Source organism: Chryseobacterium lactis, from assembly GCF_003815875.1.
GTDB lineage: Bacteria > Bacteroidota > Bacteroidia > Flavobacteriales > Weeksellaceae > Chryseobacterium > Chryseobacterium lactis.
Genome location: NZ_CP033924.1, coordinates 2,544,144 through 2,563,025 on the forward strand (window position 1 = coordinate 2,544,144; position 18,882 = coordinate 2,563,025).

21 protein-coding genes are annotated in these 18,882 nt (G+C 38.9%); 8 read left to right on the forward strand and 13 right to left on the reverse strand.

All coding sequences use genetic code 11. From position 1 onward, the window contains the following. Positions 1-25 precede the first annotated feature (25 nt). On the reverse strand, positions 26-274 hold the full coding sequence (locus EG342_RS11265; RefSeq protein ID WP_123868082.1) for a hypothetical protein: 249 nt from the start codon (positions 272-274) through the stop codon (positions 26-28). Positions 275-656: 382 nt separating this feature from the next. On the opposite strand from EG342_RS11265, the gene EG342_RS11270 reads away from it, so the two are divergent. The 6 genes from EG342_RS11270 to EG342_RS11295 all read left to right on the forward strand — a co-directional run bounded on the left by EG342_RS11270 (position 657) and on the right by EG342_RS11295 (position 7,924). Continuing rightward, positions 657-2,387 (forward strand): AraC family transcriptional regulator, encoded by a 1,731-nt coding sequence (locus tag EG342_RS11270; protein WP_123868083.1) that lies wholly within the window; start codon positions 657-659, stop codon positions 2,385-2,387. 625 nt (positions 2,388-3,012) lie between these two features. Then, complete coding sequence (locus EG342_RS11275; protein ID WP_103290819.1) at positions 3,013-5,118, forward strand: type VI secretion system Vgr family protein; 2,106 nt, start codon at positions 3,013-3,015, stop codon at positions 5,116-5,118. A 1-nt stretch (position 5,119) separates the two neighbouring features. Further along, positions 5,120-5,452 (forward strand): DUF4280 domain-containing protein, encoded by a 333-nt coding sequence (locus tag EG342_RS11280; protein WP_103290816.1) that lies wholly within the window; start codon positions 5,120-5,122, stop codon positions 5,450-5,452. Positions 5,453-5,463: 11 nt separating this feature from the next. Further along, positions 5,464-6,183 carry a hypothetical protein gene (locus EG342_RS11285; RefSeq protein WP_103290814.1) on the forward strand — a complete coding sequence of 240 codons (720 nt, stop codon included), beginning with the start codon at positions 5,464-5,466 and terminating at the stop codon, positions 6,181-6,183. 28 nt (positions 6,184-6,211) lie between these two features. Then, positions 6,212-6,991, forward strand: a complete 780-nt coding sequence (locus EG342_RS11290; protein ID WP_103290811.1) for a tetratricopeptide repeat protein — start codon at positions 6,212-6,214, stop codon at positions 6,989-6,991. Between the two features lie 39 nt (positions 6,992-7,030). After that, positions 7,031-7,924, forward strand: a complete 894-nt coding sequence (locus tag EG342_RS11295) for a hypothetical protein (protein WP_103290809.1) — start codon at positions 7,031-7,033, stop codon at positions 7,922-7,924. A gap of 240 nt (positions 7,925-8,164) precedes the next feature. Here EG342_RS11295 and EG342_RS11300 read toward each other — a convergent pair whose 3' ends face one another. The 12 genes from EG342_RS11300 to EG342_RS11355 all read right to left on the reverse strand — a co-directional run bounded on the left by EG342_RS11300 (position 8,165) and on the right by EG342_RS11355 (position 15,295). Next, positions 8,165-8,977, reverse strand: coding sequence for a PRTRC system ThiF family protein (locus EG342_RS11300; RefSeq protein WP_103290807.1), 813 nt, complete (start codon positions 8,975-8,977; stop codon positions 8,165-8,167). After that, positions 8,974-9,681 carry a PRTRC system protein B gene (locus EG342_RS11305; RefSeq protein WP_103290804.1) on the reverse strand — a complete coding sequence of 236 codons (708 nt, stop codon included), beginning with the start codon at positions 9,679-9,681 and terminating at the stop codon, positions 8,974-8,976. The genes EG342_RS11300 and EG342_RS11305 overlap by 4 nt, the downstream gene beginning before the upstream one ends. Before the next feature lie 5 nt (positions 9,682-9,686). Continuing rightward, positions 9,687-10,853, reverse strand: a complete 1,167-nt coding sequence (locus tag EG342_RS11310) for a hypothetical protein (protein WP_103290802.1) — start codon at positions 10,851-10,853, stop codon at positions 9,687-9,689. A 16-nt stretch (positions 10,854-10,869) separates the two neighbouring features. Next, positions 10,870-11,088 carry a PRTRC system protein C gene (locus EG342_RS11315; protein WP_103290799.1) on the reverse strand — a complete coding sequence of 73 codons (219 nt, stop codon included), beginning with the start codon at positions 11,086-11,088 and terminating at the stop codon, positions 10,870-10,872. Positions 11,089-11,099: 11 nt separating this feature from the next. After that, positions 11,100-11,672: a PRTRC system protein E gene (locus EG342_RS11320; RefSeq protein ID WP_103290797.1), complete on the reverse strand. Its 573-nt coding sequence runs from the start codon at positions 11,670-11,672 to the stop codon at positions 11,100-11,102. Next, positions 11,659-12,027, reverse strand: a complete 369-nt coding sequence (locus EG342_RS11325; protein ID WP_103290795.1) for a hypothetical protein — start codon at positions 12,025-12,027, stop codon at positions 11,659-11,661. Before EG342_RS11325 ends, EG342_RS11320 begins: the two co-directional genes overlap by 14 nt. 42 nt (positions 12,028-12,069) lie before the next feature. Beyond that, positions 12,070-12,426, reverse strand: coding sequence for a penicillin-binding protein (locus EG342_RS11330; RefSeq protein WP_103290792.1), 357 nt, complete (start codon positions 12,424-12,426; stop codon positions 12,070-12,072). A gap of 4 nt (positions 12,427-12,430) precedes the next feature. Beyond that, positions 12,431-12,877 (reverse strand): hypothetical protein, encoded by a 447-nt coding sequence (locus tag EG342_RS11335; protein WP_103290790.1) that lies wholly within the window; start codon positions 12,875-12,877, stop codon positions 12,431-12,433. A gap of 2 nt (positions 12,878-12,879) precedes the next feature. Then, on the reverse strand, positions 12,880-13,284 hold the full coding sequence (locus EG342_RS11340; RefSeq protein ID WP_103290789.1) for a hypothetical protein: 405 nt from the start codon (positions 13,282-13,284) through the stop codon (positions 12,880-12,882). A gap of 6 nt (positions 13,285-13,290) precedes the next feature. Then, positions 13,291-13,713 (reverse strand): hypothetical protein, encoded by a 423-nt coding sequence (locus EG342_RS11345; RefSeq protein WP_103290787.1) that lies wholly within the window; start codon positions 13,711-13,713, stop codon positions 13,291-13,293. 61 nt (positions 13,714-13,774) lie between these two features. After that, positions 13,775-14,848 carry a DUF932 domain-containing protein gene (locus EG342_RS11350; protein ID WP_103290784.1) on the reverse strand — a complete coding sequence of 358 codons (1,074 nt, stop codon included), beginning with the start codon at positions 14,846-14,848 and terminating at the stop codon, positions 13,775-13,777. A gap of 51 nt (positions 14,849-14,899) precedes the next feature. After that, positions 14,900-15,295 (reverse strand): single-stranded DNA-binding protein, encoded by a 396-nt coding sequence (locus EG342_RS11355; RefSeq protein ID WP_103290783.1) that lies wholly within the window; start codon positions 15,293-15,295, stop codon positions 14,900-14,902. Positions 15,296-16,063: 768 nt separating this feature from the next. On the opposite strand from EG342_RS11355, the gene EG342_RS11360 reads away from it, so the two are divergent. Further along, complete coding sequence (locus EG342_RS11360; protein WP_164465175.1) at positions 16,064-18,262, forward strand: CHAT domain-containing protein; 2,199 nt, start codon at positions 16,064-16,066, stop codon at positions 18,260-18,262. Between the two features lie 60 nt (positions 18,263-18,322). Then, positions 18,323-18,805, forward strand: a complete 483-nt coding sequence (locus EG342_RS11365; protein ID WP_103290778.1) for a hypothetical protein — start codon at positions 18,323-18,325, stop codon at positions 18,803-18,805. Positions 18,806-18,882 lie beyond the last annotated feature (77 nt).

Below are 18,882 nucleotides of genomic sequence, written 5' to 3' on the forward strand. Positions count from 1 at the left end.
ACACTGTATTAGAAAAAATTCACAGCTAATGTTTCCATTGATCTTTGTCTTTTGGTGGTGGATCTTTGATCTCATTTCCGTCCACGTCAAAACTTAAATTTGACGCCGTCTGCAAAGTGTCATTCTCTGTTTTTAAATAGAGTTTTTGCTGATTTTCTTTTTCCGCCAGACTTTTACTTTCTGGTACTATATCCATTTCATCCTGTCTGCAAGACTGTAATGTGCAAAGGGTGAAGAGAATTATCGATATTGAGATAACCGTTGTTTTTTTCATTGTAAAATTTTTTAGATTATCTCGGCCGAGACGTGGTTGAATTCTGTGGTCCAAATTATCAGTCTTTGGGATAGGTTAAAACAACTTGTGGTCTCAGTTATCAAATGCACACCAATACATTGCACCCTGCGGTGGATGTAAATAATTGAGAAGAAGTCACCTAATATTTTGCGAAAAAATGTTGAATTGGGGGCATTTTTAAAGTGTATTAGAAACCATTCACATGTATTAGAAAGCAAATTCACACCTTTAATTTTAAAGGTGTTTTTAGTAATGTTCTGATATGTAGTGTGTTATTTTGTAAAACGGTTTTTCACCTAACCATGAATTTGGGTGGTGTGGTATATGAGAAATTTTCTTAATTTTATAGTAATACTTAGCCATGAACCGCCCACAAATTCATTTTTTATCAATCATATTACTTTTTCTGTGCGAATTGCTGTTTGCCCAGCAACAAAAACTGAGCGATTTTTATCTCATCCAGCGTCAATATGAGAGCCTTCCTGAAAATGATGCAGCTGCACTTCCGCTGGTTGGAAAGCTTATTCGCAAGGCAAAACTTGAAAATAATCATACACAGCTATTTCTTGGTTATAAGGATGCCCGCTATTACTCGGCTGATCCGCAGGTTAAACTGAAATATGCGGACAGTGCGATTTATGTAGCAAAGGCAATTAAGAATGATAGTTTGTTGAGCAGTGCGTACTTGAGTAAAGGAGTGGTTTATTACTTTTATCTCAAAAAATATAAGCTCGCCCTAAATGAATATTTGAAAGCATTTGAGAGGAATAAAAGCAATAAAGATCCATATTACAGAAACAAACTGAATTACCACATAGGAGTTGTTAAAAGCTATATAGGTTATTATAAGGAGGCTCTTAATAATTTTGAGGAGGGCAGAGTTTTTTTTGAGGGTGAGATCAAGAAGTATCAGCATCCAAATTTGATGTATGGGAATCAAAGAGGGTATTTGAATACGATCCATCAAATGATCGTCTGTTACCGTAAACTGGATGATAATAAAATGGCTGATTCGCTGATAGCGGTAGGACTTGCAGGATCATCGAAAAATACGGATTACAAGCAGGAACACAGTTATTTCCTCAAAGAAGAGGGTATTCGCGAATTCCGTAGCAAGCATTATGGCAATGCGATCAAAATGTTGAACAATTCTTTATCAGAGCTGATCCAGGTCAATGATTTCGCTTGGTTGACCGTATCATACTCTTACCTTGGCAGAGCCAAGTGGGAGCAAGGAAATACCGCAGAAGCGATCAAGGATTTTGAAAAGATAGATTCAATTTTCGTAAAGCATAATTTTGTTCTGCCGGAAGTACGTCATATATATGTCGATCTGATAAATTATTATGCAGATAATAAAGACAGTGCGAAATCATTATACTATACCCGACAGCTTCTTAAAGTCGATAAAATTCTTGAAGAGGATTTCGTTTATCTGTCTTCAAAAATCCATCATGAGTATGATGCTGATAAACTTTTACAGGAGAAGGACAAATTACAGCGGATATCCTGGATTAGAGGAACTGTTTACGTGATCCTATTATTTATTTTTTCCTTTGGAGCGTTTTATCTGCTGTTAAGGCTGAGGTCCAGAAAGACGGTTATTGGTCGGAATAGCATTTTAGGGATTAACCTAGCAGGTGGCACCTTACAAATGGAAGGGGAAGGAGCGTTCAGGATGCGAACGTACAGGAAAACTGATATAGGTAATGGTATTGTTGAGGACGTTCTCCAAAAGCTTAGCGAATTTGAAGCAAATCATGAATATCTTAATGAACATATTAAGCTTAAATCATTGGCCAAAAGTTTTGGAGTAAACCACAATTATCTATCCGAAATTATTCAGGCACATAGGGGAGCAAATTTTCATCTATATCTCTGTGAGTTGCGGATTTCCTACATCACTAAGAAACTTGACACCGATAAAGAATACCATAAGTATTCCAGTGATACGCTGGCAAAAATGTGTGGAATTTCATCACGGACTAATTTTTCAAAAGTATTCCTGCAGATAAATGGTATTAATTTCACACAATATTTAACCAAAGTCAAATCTGAAATGGGTACTACTTCTATATCCTTAAATAAATAAAATTCGCAAAGCGTCTTACGGATTTCCGTAATTATCCTTATATTATATGTAATATATTTAGCCTCTTATGAAAGATCAATGCACTATCACATGGACTGGTCGTGTTGTGAAGGAACCAATACCACGTCATTTTGAACTTTTTGGATATGTTGGGACGGATGAAAATGGAGAGCCTATAAAAGTTTACGTATATAGGGTCGAAAAAATTGAAAAGGGTAAGGAGCACCTTCAAAACAGACCTGCATAAATAGCCCATTACTGTCAATTAACTCCAATATTTTGGATTGAAATCATTGATAGATAGGGGATAGTAGAAATACGACACTTTTCAAAAAAGTGGTTAAATCATTTTGCCGTGATTTTTCAATATGTTATATTGCAAAAACAAAATCACATTAATTTATGAAAAAGAATATAGATTTATATAATATAGACGTGCAACCCTGCACATAGAATAGAGTTTCAATCCTATTGAAATTTGTACGAATTCATCTCAGTACAGTCAATAAATTTCTTTAACCCAAATAAGGAAGTTAATAGATCCGACTAAGTACCTGAAAAAAAAAGTCTCAACTCAAACAGGGAGAATATCACCGTAATTACATAAATGAAAAAATAGATATGTATGTTTCAGAAAGACATGGATCATATAAATTCGTCAACAGGAGCAGGAGAAAGTAGCAGTTCATCCACTGTTTTTTCTTCACAACCTGAAAAAGCAGGGGCAAAGACTTTCTTTGATAAGCCAATGCAGAATAACGAAAGATCACTAACAAAAGGGAAGCTATGGAAGAACCAGCCTACTTCAAAAATTTATAATGCTGGTGCGATTTCAGAAAATGAAGTAAATGGGCTGAACAGGTTGGTAAAACTCGAAATAGTTGTTGAAGGCACTTCAATTCGATTCTTCAAGCATTTCAAGCTTGCACAGAGTGCTGTAAAGCATCATAGCTTTGAGTTGACCTTAGCGCACGATACATTAGGAGATGCTGAAAACCACAATCTGGAAGAGGCACAGAATTTCCTTGGAAAAAGGATTACCGTAGTTTTCAGATATAAAGACGTAGAGGAAAGCCCTGAAAGAAATTTTGTCGGGGTTGTGACTGAGGTTGGTTTCAGCCAGGATCAGGGCAGTCTGGGTAATATAGTCCTTATTGGCGAAAGTCCAACAATTTTGTTGGATGCTGCACCCCATACCCAAAGTTTTGGGGGAAGTCAGGAAATTAGTCTCAATAGTATTGCCCAGCAGGTTATAAGCGAAGGGCTTGATCCAAATAAATTTGATTTCAGAGTTGATGCGAAGTACGGGAATGTAAGTTACAGTTCGCAATATGAAGAAACACATTATAACTATTTAGGGCGGATTGCGGAGGCTTATGGAGAACAGTTCTTCTATGATGGGGAGGTATTGCATTTTGGAAAGCTACCTCCGGCTGAAAACCCTGTAAAGCTAGTATATGGAAGGAACCTTAGCGATGTGAAAATAAGGATGAAAGCCCAGCATGTTAAGCCTTCTTTCTACGGTTACAATAGCCGTAAAAATGAGAAATTGACCGGGGGAGATCCCGTTATTAAACATACATCGGATATTGCTCAGCGAGCGTATGAAATCTCTGCTAACACTTTTAAAACTCCTTCATTGCGTATAGCTCCCATAAAGGCCAATTCTTTTTTGGATGTTGAAGCTTCGCAGAAGGGCACGGCTGGCAGCAAGGCTGCCGAAGTATTTGTCACAACTGGCATATCCACTGTACCGTTCCTATATCCAGGATGTATAGCGGACATGGAAATGCGAAAAGCTGAAACCAGCGATACTTCCTATTTTACCCGTTTGTTATTGACGGAAGTCATTCATGAAGTTGATGCAAGGGGCTATTATAGCGGGCGTTTTGAGGCTATTGCAGCTGATTCGGGTTATATCCCCCGACCCGAATTTATAACCCCTAAAGCTGAACCACAATTTGGAAAGGTGGTATCCAACACCGATCCATTAAACCAGGGAAGAGTTCAGGTTCAATTCGACTGGCAACAGGGCAAGGATAGCTCCGAGTTTATCCGCGTAATGTCACCTGATGCAGGTAGCAGTGATGATGTGAAAACCAATAGGGGCTTTATGTCAGTTCCGGAGGTAGGAGATCAGGTGATGGTAAATTTCGTCTATCAGCATCCGGACCGACCGTTTGTGATGGGTGGACTTTTCCACGGTGGCATTGGAGCTGGCGGAGGAACAGGAAACAATATTATGTCTTTCAGTGGAAGGAGTGGAGCAGAACTAAAATATGATAATGGGGCAGGTTCCATGAATCTTAAAGACAAAGGTGGCGCAAATATGCATTTTGATGGGACAGGCAATGCCACAACAGATGCAAATTTAAATCATATTGTCAACGCTGGCAGTACAAGTTCCATCAATGTAGGGGCAAAAGAAAACAGTCCTGCAACTTCGGTATTTGAAATGGATGATGAGGGTAATATCAATTTTAAGGGAAAAAAGAGCCTGACGATCACCATCGGTGGCAGTTCGCTGCAAATGAAAGAAGATGGTACGATCAGCTTGACTGGAAAGGACATCACTGTTACCGGAAGCAACAATCTGGCAATAAATGCCACACCGTCTGAAAAGGGTGGTGGTTCAGGCACGATCGACATCACGGCCAAAGGAGGTGATATTACGATCAGCAATGACAAGAATATAAATGTAAAAGGAGGAATTGAAGTAAAATTGACCTAAGATGGAATATCTAAAAGACCAGGCAATACTGGATTGCGACAAGGGCCTACTGACATCAACATTGATTGTTACTTCCAATCCAAAGATCAAGCTCCGGGAGGGAAAGTTCGCAACTGATAAAGACAATATTGCCGGATTGAATATCCCTCATTTTGGATTGTGCGCAATGAAAGGAATCTGCCGTTTAAATCTTGAACTTTCAGGCGTTCCATTGACATGGATCAAACCGGTACCAAAGATCAAAATATTGGATAAAAAACCATTATCTGATGTATCAAAATGTATATGTCCTTATGGTGGTATTATAAGCTGTAAGAACTCAGGACAACTATAAAAAATTAAATTATGGAGTTAGCAATAGCAGGTGGAGCAAGTGGTTTTTTTGCAAGTGCAACCACCGCAGGAACTTCAATGTCGTGGAATCCCATCGGATGGATAATTCTGGCGGTTGTTGCGATTGCTGCAATCTGGTATTTTTGGGATGATATATGTGATTTTTTCTCAGCGGTAGGTAATGCCGTTGCGGAAACGGCAAAGGTGATCTGGGAATTTGTTTCCAGTCCTGCCATACCTGCTCCGCCTCCAGCAATAGATGACGATTTGCCAAAACCAGTACCTCCTCCAGTAGATATACCCCTTGATGAACCCATTACAGTTCCGATAGCACCGCCGATTACAGTTCCACAGGTCAAGCCTAGAACAAGAAGGCGTGAGAAAGATATATACAATGTTTATGACCTCCATGTTGGAACACCTGGACTAATGCGTAATTACACCTTTGGAGCTGGGTTCGTAAATCAATTTATGATGAGTGGAGCAATCTGGAAATATGGATTAACTTCTTTTAAGTCAGTTTATGCAAGATATTTAGTAATTTTCCAATTATATCATGGTGATAAAGATGAATATATTTTAAATAATCTATCATCAGGAAAATTATTACCTTATGAGTGGTATTTACAGAATGTCAACTATGCAACAGCCAATGCTGAGGAAGTATCTTTGATCGATGCGTACACGGCAACGCATGGTAAACTACCTCCTGGTAACACTTTTAGGGGTTAGTTATTCACACAATTATAAAATTTGAATAATGAATGAGCAAGAAATAGAGAAGTTATTGCAGAAAATAAGCAATCAAAAAATGTTTGGTGAAACAGAAAAGGCTATCGCCAACTTACATATTTTAAATAATGAGTTCCCGAAGGAAAAAAAGTACCTAGCACTTTTGGCAAGCTCCTATCTTGATTCCGATTCCGTGGAAGTGGCAGAGGAATATTGCGCAAAGGCATTGGAAATAGATCCTAATTATCCGGAGGTGTTTGAGCTCAAAGGTCTTATTGCAGAGAAAAAGGGTGATGATGAGCTGGCCGAAAAATACTATAAAGAATCCATTGCAACAGGCATTCCCTTTAAAATGGGGCATCTTCGCCTTGTATTATTATATTATAAACTGGAAAAATATGATGATGCCATCAAGGAAGCTGAATATCTGCTTGCGAATTTTGATGTAGATCGGAATGAATATTCTGCCGATAAGCAACGTCAAATTTTTGCCCAATGGCTATCGTTTGCGTATAATAGGCTCTATTCGTCCCTGATACGAATTGGTCAATATGAAAAGGCAGCTATTAAAATCAAAGAATTTATTTCTTTCAGAGCTAACTACGTAAAAGACCCGTATCAGTTCCTTACCGAAGATGAGATCCTGTTTAAACTGTACCATGCCTTGAACGATGAAGACAATATGAAGGAGATGGAAGAAAAGATGCTAAACCACTATATGGTTCCTGAAAGTATGATTGATTCGATGAAGAAAGATGCACAGCAGGGGTATTTGGAAAATGCAAACCCCGAAAATTATGCCGTATAAACAGTAAACTATAGGATGGCTATCATCCACCGTTAAATCATGTCTGATCTATTGAACGCAGTGGAATATAAATTTTCATTTCACAAAAAGAGTTCTTATAAAGGTAAATCGTTATTTGATATAGAATCCTCTGGTACATTCACTTTAGAAAAAGTGGATGCTGATACAGCAGAATCGAACTTTACGTTTACCAATCTTAGCTATGAAAGCAGCAACACGAACGATCCTTTATTGTTCAGTCCCGTCGAGTGGAAGTATTCCCGAGATTTAGGGATTGCTGCAATTATCAATAAAAAGAATTTTAAACCCAAGTGGAACCGTTTTAGGGATAAACATCGCAATCCATCAAATAGAGCTCTATTGATGGTCATTGAGAAATTATATTTCAATTCACCATTAGGTATGGAACATGATACCTTTTCAAATGGTGTCTATTTACCTTTCTTTATTGATTCCAATGGCACTTATAATGAAGGCGAAAATTACAGGGGACTGCAATATTTGTCAATGCCATTGGATATACCCTTGGATACTGTATTTGTCTGCAAAAAAGCGGATGAAAGGGAAATATTGCTTGAAGGTTGGGTTACGTTAAACGAACAGTTTCTTGATAATCTACTTCTTGATCGGGGGTTTAGGAGCAAAGCAAAAGACTACCATGTATCCAGAGACTTTTCCATTGATTCTAAAATAATTGTTGTCAAGGATACCGTCGCTGACGTAGTGAAACAGATAAATTTCAGGTTAAATATTAAAGGAGAGCAGGATCTTTTTGAAGAAATTACTTATGATGTCCACACAGATTTTGATAGCTATGAGGGCAATGTACACAAGATCTTGGAAGGTAAAAAATATACACTTGAAGAGTGGGAGGAATTTGAGCGTGATCGGAAAAGGCCAGGAAGGAATTTTTCTTTATTAGATGGGGATTGATTTCACCAAAAATGATAAGACATAATTTCTCTATTTTATTGTAAAATTCGCTGTTGGAATAAATTACACTTATTAAGGATATAAAACGATAAAAAACATATCTGCGAAGCTAACTGGGATACTGTGTATCCCACACATAACCCGCAACGGCTGTTGAAGCGGGGATAGAGCAGAAGGTTACAGCCGTTGCAGCCGATTTTCGCGCCAAAAGCCGAAGGCTTTTGGCCGCCGGCAGTTTTTTCAACTGCCGACGGTAATGGGTTGTGATTTAAAATTTTGCAGATTGAGGAAAAATCCACGGTTTTCTGTCATACCGTCCTTTAGCAAGTTCCATAAAAGAGATGCTCCTAAATGCGCAATAGTGCTATTGATGAAAAGATCCTGTTTTGCAAGTGATTCCGCCAGTGAACAGCTTGGGGTATCGTCTTGCTCTTCCGAGGTTTGCATAGCTGTACCATACTCCTCAATAATAGACGGTAGCTTTGCGAAAGTTTTGAACTTTTTCGAGGTCGGCTGATCTATGTTTCCAATTGTTGAAAGTATGCCCTGTCCTGAAAATTTGGTATTGCCGAGGTCTAGCCAATACTTTGCGTTGTCCCTGTGGTAACTATAATCTTTGCTTAACTTCTGCAATATTTTATTTATTTCAATTCTTGATGCAACCGTATCTGTACAGGATATGTAAATTGATGCGCCTGTATAGTCGGGTATTTTTCCATCGGCATTACGCTCGAATTTTCTTGTTACCGCTTTCCAATTTGTACCAGCCCATCTGTTAAGCCTATTGATGATAGCTTGCGATTTATAAAGATTTCGTTCCGATTCAGCGAACCTTTGCCGTCCGATATTGGAAGCTGTAATAATATCATCATCCCACAGGTGTACGTCCAGTCCTGGGTGGTCAAGTTCAAGTAAACTGTGATTGATTTCCATAAGTGCGGTCATAAATTTTGAACCCGTACCACCTGCACCGATTACATTTACACGGATGGGATTTGTTGGACTTAATAGATAATTGTCCAAGAAGTGTATATTTTTCTTTGGCGTTCTCATAATAAAATGTCATTAAGTTTTTTTGATGTTTTTACAAGCATTGCAGTAGGGAAAAATTTACCGTTATCGATCAGGTTTTCCCACATCATTACGCAGTTTCCCTTAACAGGATTATGGTCAGACATAAGGTGAGAAAAGTAGCTATTGAAAAAGTAGTTCTCCCATAATTTCATCAGTTCGTCAACAGAACCAGTTTCTACAGTGGAAATATCTACAGTCCCCATGCAAACGGAGCCATCCACATAGACGTTAAAATATGGTGCGTTGTAAAGCGGTGTATTGATTGTAGGTTTCCTCGATGTTGAAAGTGCAAAAACTTTCAGCGTTTCCCTGTCTGCAATCCACACCATTGGAGGGGTATGCGCTTTTCCCGACTTTATTCCAAGATTTTTATTAAAGAACAGTTCCCGAAACTGTGCTTTTGTGTACCAGACTATTTTTGAAGATTTGGCATCAAAGGACAGTAAGTTGTTATTCACTATACCATCTGATTTGAGCAAATTTAGATTTTCTTCATCCACCTGTAAAGCTTTCGCAAGTCTTTTCCCTTCGTTCACAGATAGGGGATGCGGATTGATGGGGACACCATTTTCCATGTCGAAATATTCGACATAAGTATTATTAAAACCTGTCTTACACTGATAAAACACCAATGCGCATGTAGGTTCGAAATAATTTGCGAAGCTGTTGGTTATATCTTCCATGATTTCTATTTTTTAAAGTTATGTTCCTGCCAAAGCCCGATCAGCTTGTCAATATTGTCAAATACCTTTGTTTCAAAATCGAAGTCATTATTTTCAATTTTTCTGTTATCAAAAGGAATAAACCGTGTGGGTTCATCAATCTCCGAAAATTCCTGCAGGTCGCCATTTACAAAATCGCAAAGCGTGTGAAAGAGGTTTCCTTCGATGGATGCGCAGAATGAAACGTAGTTGTCAAGGGTGACAGGTCGTTCGGATTCTTCGGTCATTTCCCTGTAACGTAATGGAAAATATTTCCGATCAATGCGGACATTTGGAAAGGTGGTAAAAAGTTCATAAAATGAACTGGCTATCGAATGAACATCTTTTTCAAAATCATTTTTTGGATTGAATCTTTGTAACAGCTTTTTAAAAGACTGTAGATTCATTGGTTCTGTGATAAGCTCTTTAATATGATCTCCTATCAATTCTGCGTCCTTGAACTCAGTTAAAAATTCATCTGTATTTGAATCTTCCTCCTCATCGTCCAAATAAGAATTTTCGAGCATATCGTACATGGAGTTCAGGTAGCAATCTTCATTTCTGTAATAGGGTACAGCGAGTACCTGATAGATATATGCGTAAACACAGACCAAAAGTTTACTTGCTTTTACGGTTTTTCTATTGTGCAGGATAGTGTAAAGTGGAATTACAGGGATATAATATAGTGTACATCCTATGTTGTATCTGTCCTCTTTGGCGAAAAAGGTACATTTTCCATCATTGACCAATCTGATTTCCCGCCAGTCCTCGGTGCTAAGTTTAAGCTGTGTTTTCAGGTGTGCCAATGATTCCGAAATATTGTACGGGTAGGGCAGACCTGCACAGTCCAGTTTAGTTACATTCAGTTTTTTTGAGATATTGGAGAGAGATTTAAAAAACTCCCTCTCCAATTTTGAACTGTCGTAATTTTCGCCAATTTCAGGTTCCTGCAATCTTGCATGGAACTGCATGCCTAAAAAGGCATTGGTAACATCGCGTGCGGAGCGGACTGCCGTCTGTCCTTGCGAATTTCTCCTGCATCCTTCGGGCGTTTCATCCAGTTCCCGAACACGCACAACTGGCGGTGAAGTTGTGACTGGCTTACTGCTGTGGGCAGCTTTACCGTTTGCGGATATTTCTTTTGCATGATTCATGGGTTTTGAATTTTGATTAACCTTTAGTTCCGATAACTGTCTCAAAGCGATATTCAACAATGTCCTCCACAATTGTAGGACGTGAAATTTTTGCCGTGGTCAGGGAAGGGTAGTTGTTAGAATAAAAATTCAGTACTGCCTGAAGATTCCATTTTGGCTCGGGATCATCGAGCCTGATTTCATGTTCTTTTTCTTTGAGGATAAAAACTCGCTGAAGTGTTGTTGCTACTAACATAATATTGCATTTTAAGGGTTATATTCTTCTTGATCGACCTTTTCCTGCTCATTTACCTGCTCTGCTTTCTGCTCGGAAGCTGACCAGAGATTGGGAACAAATTGCTTTTCGTACTCATCCTGTTTCTTTCTGATGTCTTCTTTATTCTCGGGATAGTCACCAACTTTCGGCAGTGCCGTCCATGCTTCTTTGTACTTTCCTACTTTGGCAAGGGCATCAGCTTTTAGGATTGCTTCGCTATACTTTCTGCCCTTTGCTTTTTCCTTATCTGATTTCTGTTTTTCCATCGCAGAGTTAGCCTGAGCCGTTTCCAGTCCCATTAGAAAATTTTGCATATTAGAAATGAGTCCGTCTGCCATCTGAACGGGTTTTTTGATGTGTTCAAAGAATCCGTTATCGAGTTCTTCGGGACTTCCTTTCAGATTAAAAGGAGGAATGACATTTTTCGCCTTATCTGCGCAACTATCATTCTCGATCAAGATAGATACGAGTATCCTGTTTTCTGTTGCCTTGGTAATAGATAGCGTCAATTTGCTGTTGATGTCCATCTGTGCAATCTGTCTGAAAAAATTAGCTGTTTCCATAATAATTCATTTTTCTTTCGCTTACGTATTCTGTGATAGATTCTTCGGAAAACCCTGATTCCCGTAAGAAGTCTTCATAGGCTTTCATTTCTTTGTTAAATTCCGCTGTACCTTCTTCCCCTGTGAGAAAAAGTTTATGTGCGGTTCCATTTTTCAGAGCCTTATTAATGTCCCTGTATAGTTCTTTGATGTGTCTTCGCTGATCGGAAAGTTTACGGACTTCCATTGCGAACATTTGGTATCGTGAAAGAATATCCAAGAAAATGAAAGCTTGCACGATGTTTTGATTTTTATAATTCTCTACAAACCTGTTATAGAGCCAGTCTGCGAACTTATATTTTGCCAGTATTTCCATTTTTAAATATTTATGAGTTTGTTACTTAATTTTAGTTCTGTTTCAATTTGATTCTTCACTATCTTGGTTATTTAGGGTTTCTATGTAGCTTGTGTAACGCTCGGTCAGATCTTCACCTTTATAAAATCGGTCAGCACGATAGTTGTAATTTTCCTCGTACATTCTGATCTCTTTTGTTATAAGATTGATATAATATCTATACATGGCGTTTAACCTTCTTTCATCCATTGTACAGTGCTTTTTGAGAAAGTCCATTTCCTTGATGTAGTTATTGAAGTTTAGAAGAGGGGTGAATACTTCCTCCACGATATATCCCTGTTCGGGTGCGCTCGTACTATCGGCAACACAGATAATCTGCTGTCCGTTTGACAAGGTGATATGTAAGTTTGAACGTGTCATTTTTTTAATTTTTAGAGGTTAAAATTTCCTGTATCAATGTGATGTCAAAATCGACTGTCCTGAATTTGACATCCTCAAAAGCTTCGTAATTTGCCATTCCAGAGGGATGAACTATCAGCGAATCGCTTTTTATGCAGTCAAAGTGCCTGCATAACTGCTCGATTTCCTCAGCTTTGGCATCTAAAAAAGCCAGTTCTTTATCACCGAGCCACTGCTCGTAGAATGGTACTTTTGCTGTCCTGCACAGCAGGAAGGAAATACCGTGTTCTTTTCGTGCGATATATCCCGAATAGGATTCTACATTTATGATTTCAAGCAGGTCTGTTGTTTCAAGAGACTTTTTTAGCCAGTCCCCCCAAAGGGGGATAATGGCTACTTCATAGTTGTTGCGACCTACTTCGCTAAATGCCTTGATCAGCATGACATCCGTCATTATATCTGATTTTTTCATGACTAAGGATTTAAGTTTATGTCTACAATTTTTCTATCACCGAACAGCATATAAATGGCGTATTTAAATTCTCGGCTACATTCTTTCTGCTCGGTATAATGTATGGTAGCGTGCATGGAGAAAAGGGCATCGTAGCCGTCAAACAACTGATCTCTGAACGTCTTTTTATTTTTGTAAAGCCTTGTACCGTTTTTGAGGTATCTGCGCTTAAAGTTGGCTATGTAGTCAAACCATACACTGACATCTATATCTTTTTCAGTCCAATTTTCTTCAATCTCGGCTCTTTGGTTGTGCCACAATTCCGCTTCCTTCTTGATAAATTCGGTCAGTGGTTTAAGTTCTTGGGGAAACAGTCTTGCGAGCAGATAGGCTCTGTCAAGGTTGTTCATGTGATCTAAGGTTTTCATATCTTTTTAATTTGAGGGTTTGTTCTTTTTAAAATCAATGGTTACGACCTTATCGTCACCGAAATAGAGTTCTATTGCCAGTCTAATCATTGTGGGTGTCACTTGGGAACCTGCAAATCTTATCATACAGTGAATACCAAAGACACTGTTATCCTGATAGAAAAAATGGTCTGCAAAAATCCTCGGATTGCGGTATAGGAGAACTCCGAATTTTTCGATTGTCTGTTCGGCATTTTGCACAAGGCTATACCAATAATCGGCAGTTGCAATGCAGTTTGTTGGCCATGCTTTTCTGATATCCTCTTCTTTTTCACGTAGGTGTGCTATTTCGGTTTTTATAAAGTCGGTCAACGTTCCGAGCTGATCGGGAAAGAGCCTTGCAACGGCAAATGCCCTTTCTGTATTGTTCATTTCGTTCAGTGCTTTCATGATCTTTTGTTTTTTAAAAAGGTGGCAGTTCTTTACAAGCCTGCCACCTTTTGGGCTGTGCTTAATTCAGTTGGAAAATGTCTGTTCCGATTTTCTCGAAAGATGTGCATAGGTCAAATGCTTTCTGTGATTTCAGTTGCGCAGTACCTCCGAGAACGATGCTCTGTAACTTCGATTCATTGTCTTTGTAGTTCCGGACATTTTGAAAGTAGCCAGTTACAGCATTGTAAGCCCCGAACAGTGTGCCTTTAGTGGTTTCCAGTTGTTGTGTATCGTTCATCATGGCGTATGCAAAGGCATCATCAACGGTATTTTTGAACATGGTCGAAAGTTCGTCCTCAGCCCCTTTTTTAAGTAGGTTATAAGCTTCCGTATTTGGGCATAAGGCAAGCTGTATCAGTTTTTTAACTTCGCTATCCTTGATTTTTATGGTTGCCCAATGGTTAAAAATGCCGTCCATCTGCGTGGTCATGGTGTTTGCCAGTCCCATTACTTTGTGGGCATCACTCAGACGTTGTTTTGCTCCTGCGGTATGTTTTATGCGTACCACGTTGCTCATATTGCGGAGGGATGCGTTCAGGGTGTTTTGGCATACGATTCGGATAGGTGTGAAGGCTGCTGTAATGCTTCCGCTTCCGTCATGGCTTGTGGTCAGGAAGATGTATTTTTCAATCACATCATCCGATTTGCCTATACGGATATAATTTGGGAGTTTGGCGGTGATAAATATGCGTTCGCCCTGCCCGAGCGCCCCTGCAGTCTCGTACAGAATACCGCTTCCACCGCCTACGATAGAATCAAAAAATGTAAAGGCATCTTTATTCTGTACAATGTGGTAATCTCTACCCACAACACCAAGTACGGTATTGTTATCTGTGCGGATATTGGCAAAATAGTTAGGTACTTCGATTTCAGTGTCCTGAATTACGATACCGTCCGAAATCTGCACGATACCTGATCCTTTGGTGAACAAAGGGCTTTTTTCTACTTCGTAGTCCAATCCTGCGTGTCTGATTGCTTCGGCGCTTGTCGGGTATTCCTGAACGATCTGTCCCAGACCGTGCCAAGCCTTTTCTTTTACGCTGAAAAATGAATATCTGCCTGTTCTATTGTTGAAATTTAGATTGTGTCCCATGATTTCTATTTTTTAAAAGGGTTAAATGTTTTGGATTTTTTACTGTCCTGCCTAGAATGGGAGGTCGTCTTTTTCGTCCTCTTTTGCAGTGTTGGCAGGTTCCTGTTTTTTACTAGCCTGCACGGAATCTTTTTCCGATGCTGTTCCCCAAGCGGGTTTGATATTGGAGGTTGTGAAGTTCAGCCCTGCTTTTGGGTTGCCGTCCTTTCCATTCCACGCCCTTGCGCTGATCTGTCCCGTCAGTTCGACATATAGCCCCTGTTTGAGCCATGAGACTGGCTTTACACTTCGCCAGTAGGCACATTCAATAAATGCGGTGTTGTCCACCCATTCCCCCTGTTTGTTTTTGTAGCCGTCATTTACAGCTACACTGAAGTTTACCACTTCCTTACCTGATGTTGTTTTGCTGACCGTTGCATCTTGTGTCAGCCTTCCTGAAATGTTCATAACTTTTGTTTTTAAGTTGTTGTACAATCTTGTTACGTTTGCTCCCTTTCCAGTCCTGCTGAGGCTCGGCCCCAAATCATTTTTTCAAAAGAAAAAACAGGAAAAAAAAGAAAGTCAATCCGTACATAGGGGAATTGCGGTAAGGCAAAAGGAAACGGAATAAAGGATGGGTGAGTGCGACGGCATGTGTTTATGCCGTAGTCTTTTGCGGGCTGAGTGTTGGCTGCCCGATGTACTTTTGAATGTCTTTTTCGACTGTTCTTTTGATAAAACTGATTCCCCCAATCTTATCTCTTTAAAAGATTCATTGGATTATAAGCATTGTTATTTCATAGGGAATTGCGAGATGATTGCGTAGGTATGGTGTGAGCAGCTTGCGATTTGCTATGTAAGGGGAGCAGAAAGCTCTTTTACAGAATGGCTAAGCGGCGGAGTAAATGTGCTTTGCTTTTGTCGGGGAAGGAATAGAGCTGTCATTAAAAATAGGGATAAAAAAGAAGCATGATTTTGCGTGAGTGATAGAAGCGACATCCTTTTGCAGGGGCAAAAGATATAGCGGATAGCGCGGTCCTCCGGTCATTTAGTGAAAATGAGTGAAGGGCACGCCCAATTTTAGTTGCTATTGATTTATAGTTTATTTTAAATATGTGCTGATAAATTCAATATGTTATGCATGATTTTAAGTATACTGAAAAATCCGGACGTTTTTTGTGTGATTTTTTACTTGCTATAATATTTAATATATTAACATGCCAAACTTTAATTATTATGTTTTATAATACTGCCAAGTCAATTGTTTCCCCTACACAGATACAGTACACAGTTTTCAGTGGAGGAGGTGCAAATGAGTACAACGATTTCCATAGCGTTGCACTGAAAATTTTAAGGGAATTTCCTAAAGATCTTCTGCAATTAGCAGATCCGGCAGGATTCTATAACTGGTGTTTTCAGACGGGGCGCAGTCAGGGAATAAATTTATACCTGCTCGAACCGGGATTGTTTACTGCTGAACGGGTAGTGAACAGTACTTTTTTCAATGAATACTCAGGATTTTTTAATATAGATCTGGTAAAAGTATTTTTAATCGATAGCAATATCCCCAACCATAAGGAGATTGCGCAGCTGGTTAGTGATATGACCTTTGGTTATTATATGATGATAAATGATCCTGGAGAAGAAAATGCTGCCTATTATGATGAAAATAATTTCTTTGCGGATGTACATGGTCTAATAAAGCTTATCGAAAGGGATTTAGCGCAGATAAACATCGTACTGCAGAAAGACTATGGTTTTCATATCGAGAGTTTTAATTTTCAAACCAACCCAAATGCCGACGAGTTAAACCCATTTCATCCAACAATGTACAGTCATTCCAATTATTTTCTGTTAAACCAGATATTAGCTAACGACTGGGCAAAAAAACATCAGTGGCCAGAAAAAGAGGATATGCCAATGTTCAATAAAAAGAGGGCGACCATTCAGCTGGGACAGGCAGCAGTCATTGATGGTCTGGCTCAAGTTGTGCGTATCAAGGAACCGGCGGCACTTATAGAACCTGTTTATCCAGCAATGATTATTATTGCACCTTTTCATTTTCCGCGATTCAAAAAGTTTAGAGCAAGACCGTTTGAAACCAAGAGACAGAAAGCAGTATTTAAGGTCTCGCAGACGGAACAAAAACTCGACTATACATTTGAAATTGAAGAAGACACACAAAAGATTTTGGGTCATAAGCTGATCGGGCAGGCGCTCGGTGTTCTAACAAATAGATTGAATATGCTCGATTATGCAGGTTACCTTCACGGGCAGCTAACGTATTCGCCAATTTTTAGGATGCCTATCGTGGGAAAATCTCTAAATATGGACCTGTCGCATTTCCAAAATGCATTTACAACAAGAAAACATGCGATTAAAAAAATGGAAACAATCGGGGAATTGATGCGAAAAAAGATGGTTGTGCCCGAATTGAAGGAATATCTGGAGGAAAGAAATGGTCAGATTGTTTTTATATCCGATCTGCCAATGGAGTGGCTACGTTTGGATCGATACCCTCTGTGCCTGACCCATGACATCTGCCGGATACCGGAATTTAATTTTAGTAGTCTTATCAATAACTATGTACATAACCAGCGGCTGACATTTGAAGTTCGTCCAGATATTCTTAAACAGACACTTATTGTGCACTGTGCGAGCGAAGAAGATCAGGATATGCACCACTACTTTGGCCGAATTGCATCGATGCAAAAGAACCTAGGGTTTAAAAGCGTTTTCTGCAAAACCGTTGATGAAATTGAGGAAGCGGTGAGTACTTTGAAGCCAGATCTATTGATTTTTGACTGTCACGGTGATTTTGACGAAAAAGATCTTTCAAGCTTCCTTGTTATCGACGGAAAGAACAAAGTAAGGTTAACGGGAGAGGACATAGTAACGCGAGGTATAAGCGCTCCATTGGTATTTATTTCTGCTTGCAGTACAATGCCGAATTATGGTTATGTGAAATTCTTATCAGACGCTTTTATGCAGGCAGGCGCATTTGCTGTGACAGCTACCTTTATGCCGATTATGATGCATGACGCTGCTGCACTTCTTTTACGGATCTTAAGTAATCTAAAGCAACAGCAAGATAAAGCGATCTTTTCTAACTGGCTGGCTTTTATATCGCATACGCTGAGAAGCACACTTATTTTTGAAACAGTAAGGAAAACCCGCTCAAAATATGATCTAGATAAGCAAATAGATGATGACAGGGTTGCGGACATACTTTTAAGGCTGATGGTTTTTGAGACGCGCGAATCTGCACTTGACGAGTTGGGAGAGTATCTGCAGGGAATTATTCCAGAAGCTGATGTAGCTTTCGGAAATTTAAATCATGAATGGTTGTCCTATACGACTTTAGGCCGGGCAGATCTCATCAAATTTGAACTTTGGATTGATAAACATGTAAAGATTAACAACTCAGATGAATAATATGTTGTCGCAAATAATATAATTTTTGAAAAAGTAGTAAATTGTGGTAAAAGATTTATTGTGGAATTAAGTTATAATATTGGTATAAAAATCAGCATCAGTAATATTGAAGCAGGTTTATTGTATAAATACTTAGAAATGCATCCAAATGACAGGCAATACATAGGCAAAGGCCATTTCGCATTTTCTTTTAGTGATTTTGAGCAAAAGAAAGAATTTGAACTGACACTGAATACCGAAATTATTGATTCTTGTGTAAGAGTGTTGGAAGATCAAGATCTTAATGATCCATTGGAGAATCTGCTTAAAAAGGAATTACTTGAAAAAATTTATAATTGGTCAGAAATAATTGATAATGAACAAAAAGCTATTGATGAACTGGAAAATGATTTTTATCTCAATTGCACTGAAGAATTTTATATGGCTGATATTGGTTTTAATTTCGAAAATTATTTAAAATTTCGCAGGACTATCAATTCAAGCCAAAATCTAATAAAGCCAAAGGTGTCCGTATTGAAGAAAATTAAGCAATTTTTTCTATAAAAATTGTCAGGATAGATTTGCGATCAGTGCCAGCTCATCATACCCCTGATTTTCATAAAAGTGGATAATATCCCTGT

What these genes read in the sequence shown, in the direction of transcription:
- EG342_RS11265 (WP_123868082.1), bottom strand. Translation starts at nt 274, where the DNA reads ATGAAAAAAACAACGGTTATCTCAATATCGATAATTCTCTTCACCCTT.
- EG342_RS11270 (WP_123868083.1), top strand. Translation starts at nt 657, where the DNA reads ATGAACCGCCCACAAATTCATTTTTTATCAATCATATTACTTTTTCTG.
- EG342_RS11275 (WP_103290819.1), top strand. Translation starts at nt 3,013, where the DNA reads ATGTTTCAGAAAGACATGGATCATATAAATTCGTCAACAGGAGCAGGA.
- EG342_RS11280 (WP_103290816.1), top strand. Translation starts at nt 5,120, where the DNA reads ATGGAATATCTAAAAGACCAGGCAATACTGGATTGCGACAAGGGCCTA.
- EG342_RS11285 (WP_103290814.1), top strand. Translation starts at nt 5,464, where the DNA reads ATGGAGTTAGCAATAGCAGGTGGAGCAAGTGGTTTTTTTGCAAGTGCA.
- EG342_RS11290 (WP_103290811.1), top strand. Translation starts at nt 6,212, where the DNA reads ATGAATGAGCAAGAAATAGAGAAGTTATTGCAGAAAATAAGCAATCAA.
- EG342_RS11295 (WP_103290809.1), top strand. Translation starts at nt 7,031, where the DNA reads ATGTCTGATCTATTGAACGCAGTGGAATATAAATTTTCATTTCACAAA.
- EG342_RS11300 (WP_103290807.1), bottom strand. Translation starts at nt 8,977, where the DNA reads ATGAGAACGCCAAAGAAAAATATACACTTCTTGGACAATTATCTATTA.
- EG342_RS11305 (WP_103290804.1), bottom strand. Translation starts at nt 9,681, where the DNA reads ATGGAAGATATAACCAACAGCTTCGCAAATTATTTCGAACCTACATGC.
- EG342_RS11310 (WP_103290802.1), bottom strand. Translation starts at nt 10,853, where the DNA reads ATGAATCATGCAAAAGAAATATCCGCAAACGGTAAAGCTGCCCACAGC.
- EG342_RS11315 (WP_103290799.1), bottom strand. Translation starts at nt 11,088, where the DNA reads ATGTTAGTAGCAACAACACTTCAGCGAGTTTTTATCCTCAAAGAAAAA.
- EG342_RS11320 (WP_103290797.1), bottom strand. Translation starts at nt 11,672, where the DNA reads ATGGAAACAGCTAATTTTTTCAGACAGATTGCACAGATGGACATCAAC.
- EG342_RS11325 (WP_103290795.1), bottom strand. Translation starts at nt 12,027, where the DNA reads ATGGAAATACTGGCAAAATATAAGTTCGCAGACTGGCTCTATAACAGG.
- EG342_RS11330 (WP_103290792.1), bottom strand. Translation starts at nt 12,426, where the DNA reads ATGACACGTTCAAACTTACATATCACCTTGTCAAACGGACAGCAGATT.
- EG342_RS11335 (WP_103290790.1), bottom strand. Translation starts at nt 12,877, where the DNA reads ATGAAAAAATCAGATATAATGACGGATGTCATGCTGATCAAGGCATTT.
- EG342_RS11340 (WP_103290789.1), bottom strand. Translation starts at nt 13,284, where the DNA reads ATGAAAACCTTAGATCACATGAACAACCTTGACAGAGCCTATCTGCTC.
- EG342_RS11345 (WP_103290787.1), bottom strand. Translation starts at nt 13,713, where the DNA reads ATGAAAGCACTGAACGAAATGAACAATACAGAAAGGGCATTTGCCGTT.
- EG342_RS11350 (WP_103290784.1), bottom strand. Translation starts at nt 14,848, where the DNA reads ATGGGACACAATCTAAATTTCAACAATAGAACAGGCAGATATTCATTT.
- EG342_RS11355 (WP_103290783.1), bottom strand. Translation starts at nt 15,295, where the DNA reads ATGAACATTTCAGGAAGGCTGACACAAGATGCAACGGTCAGCAAAACA.
- EG342_RS11360 (WP_164465175.1), top strand. Translation starts at nt 16,064, where the DNA reads ATGTTTTATAATACTGCCAAGTCAATTGTTTCCCCTACACAGATACAG.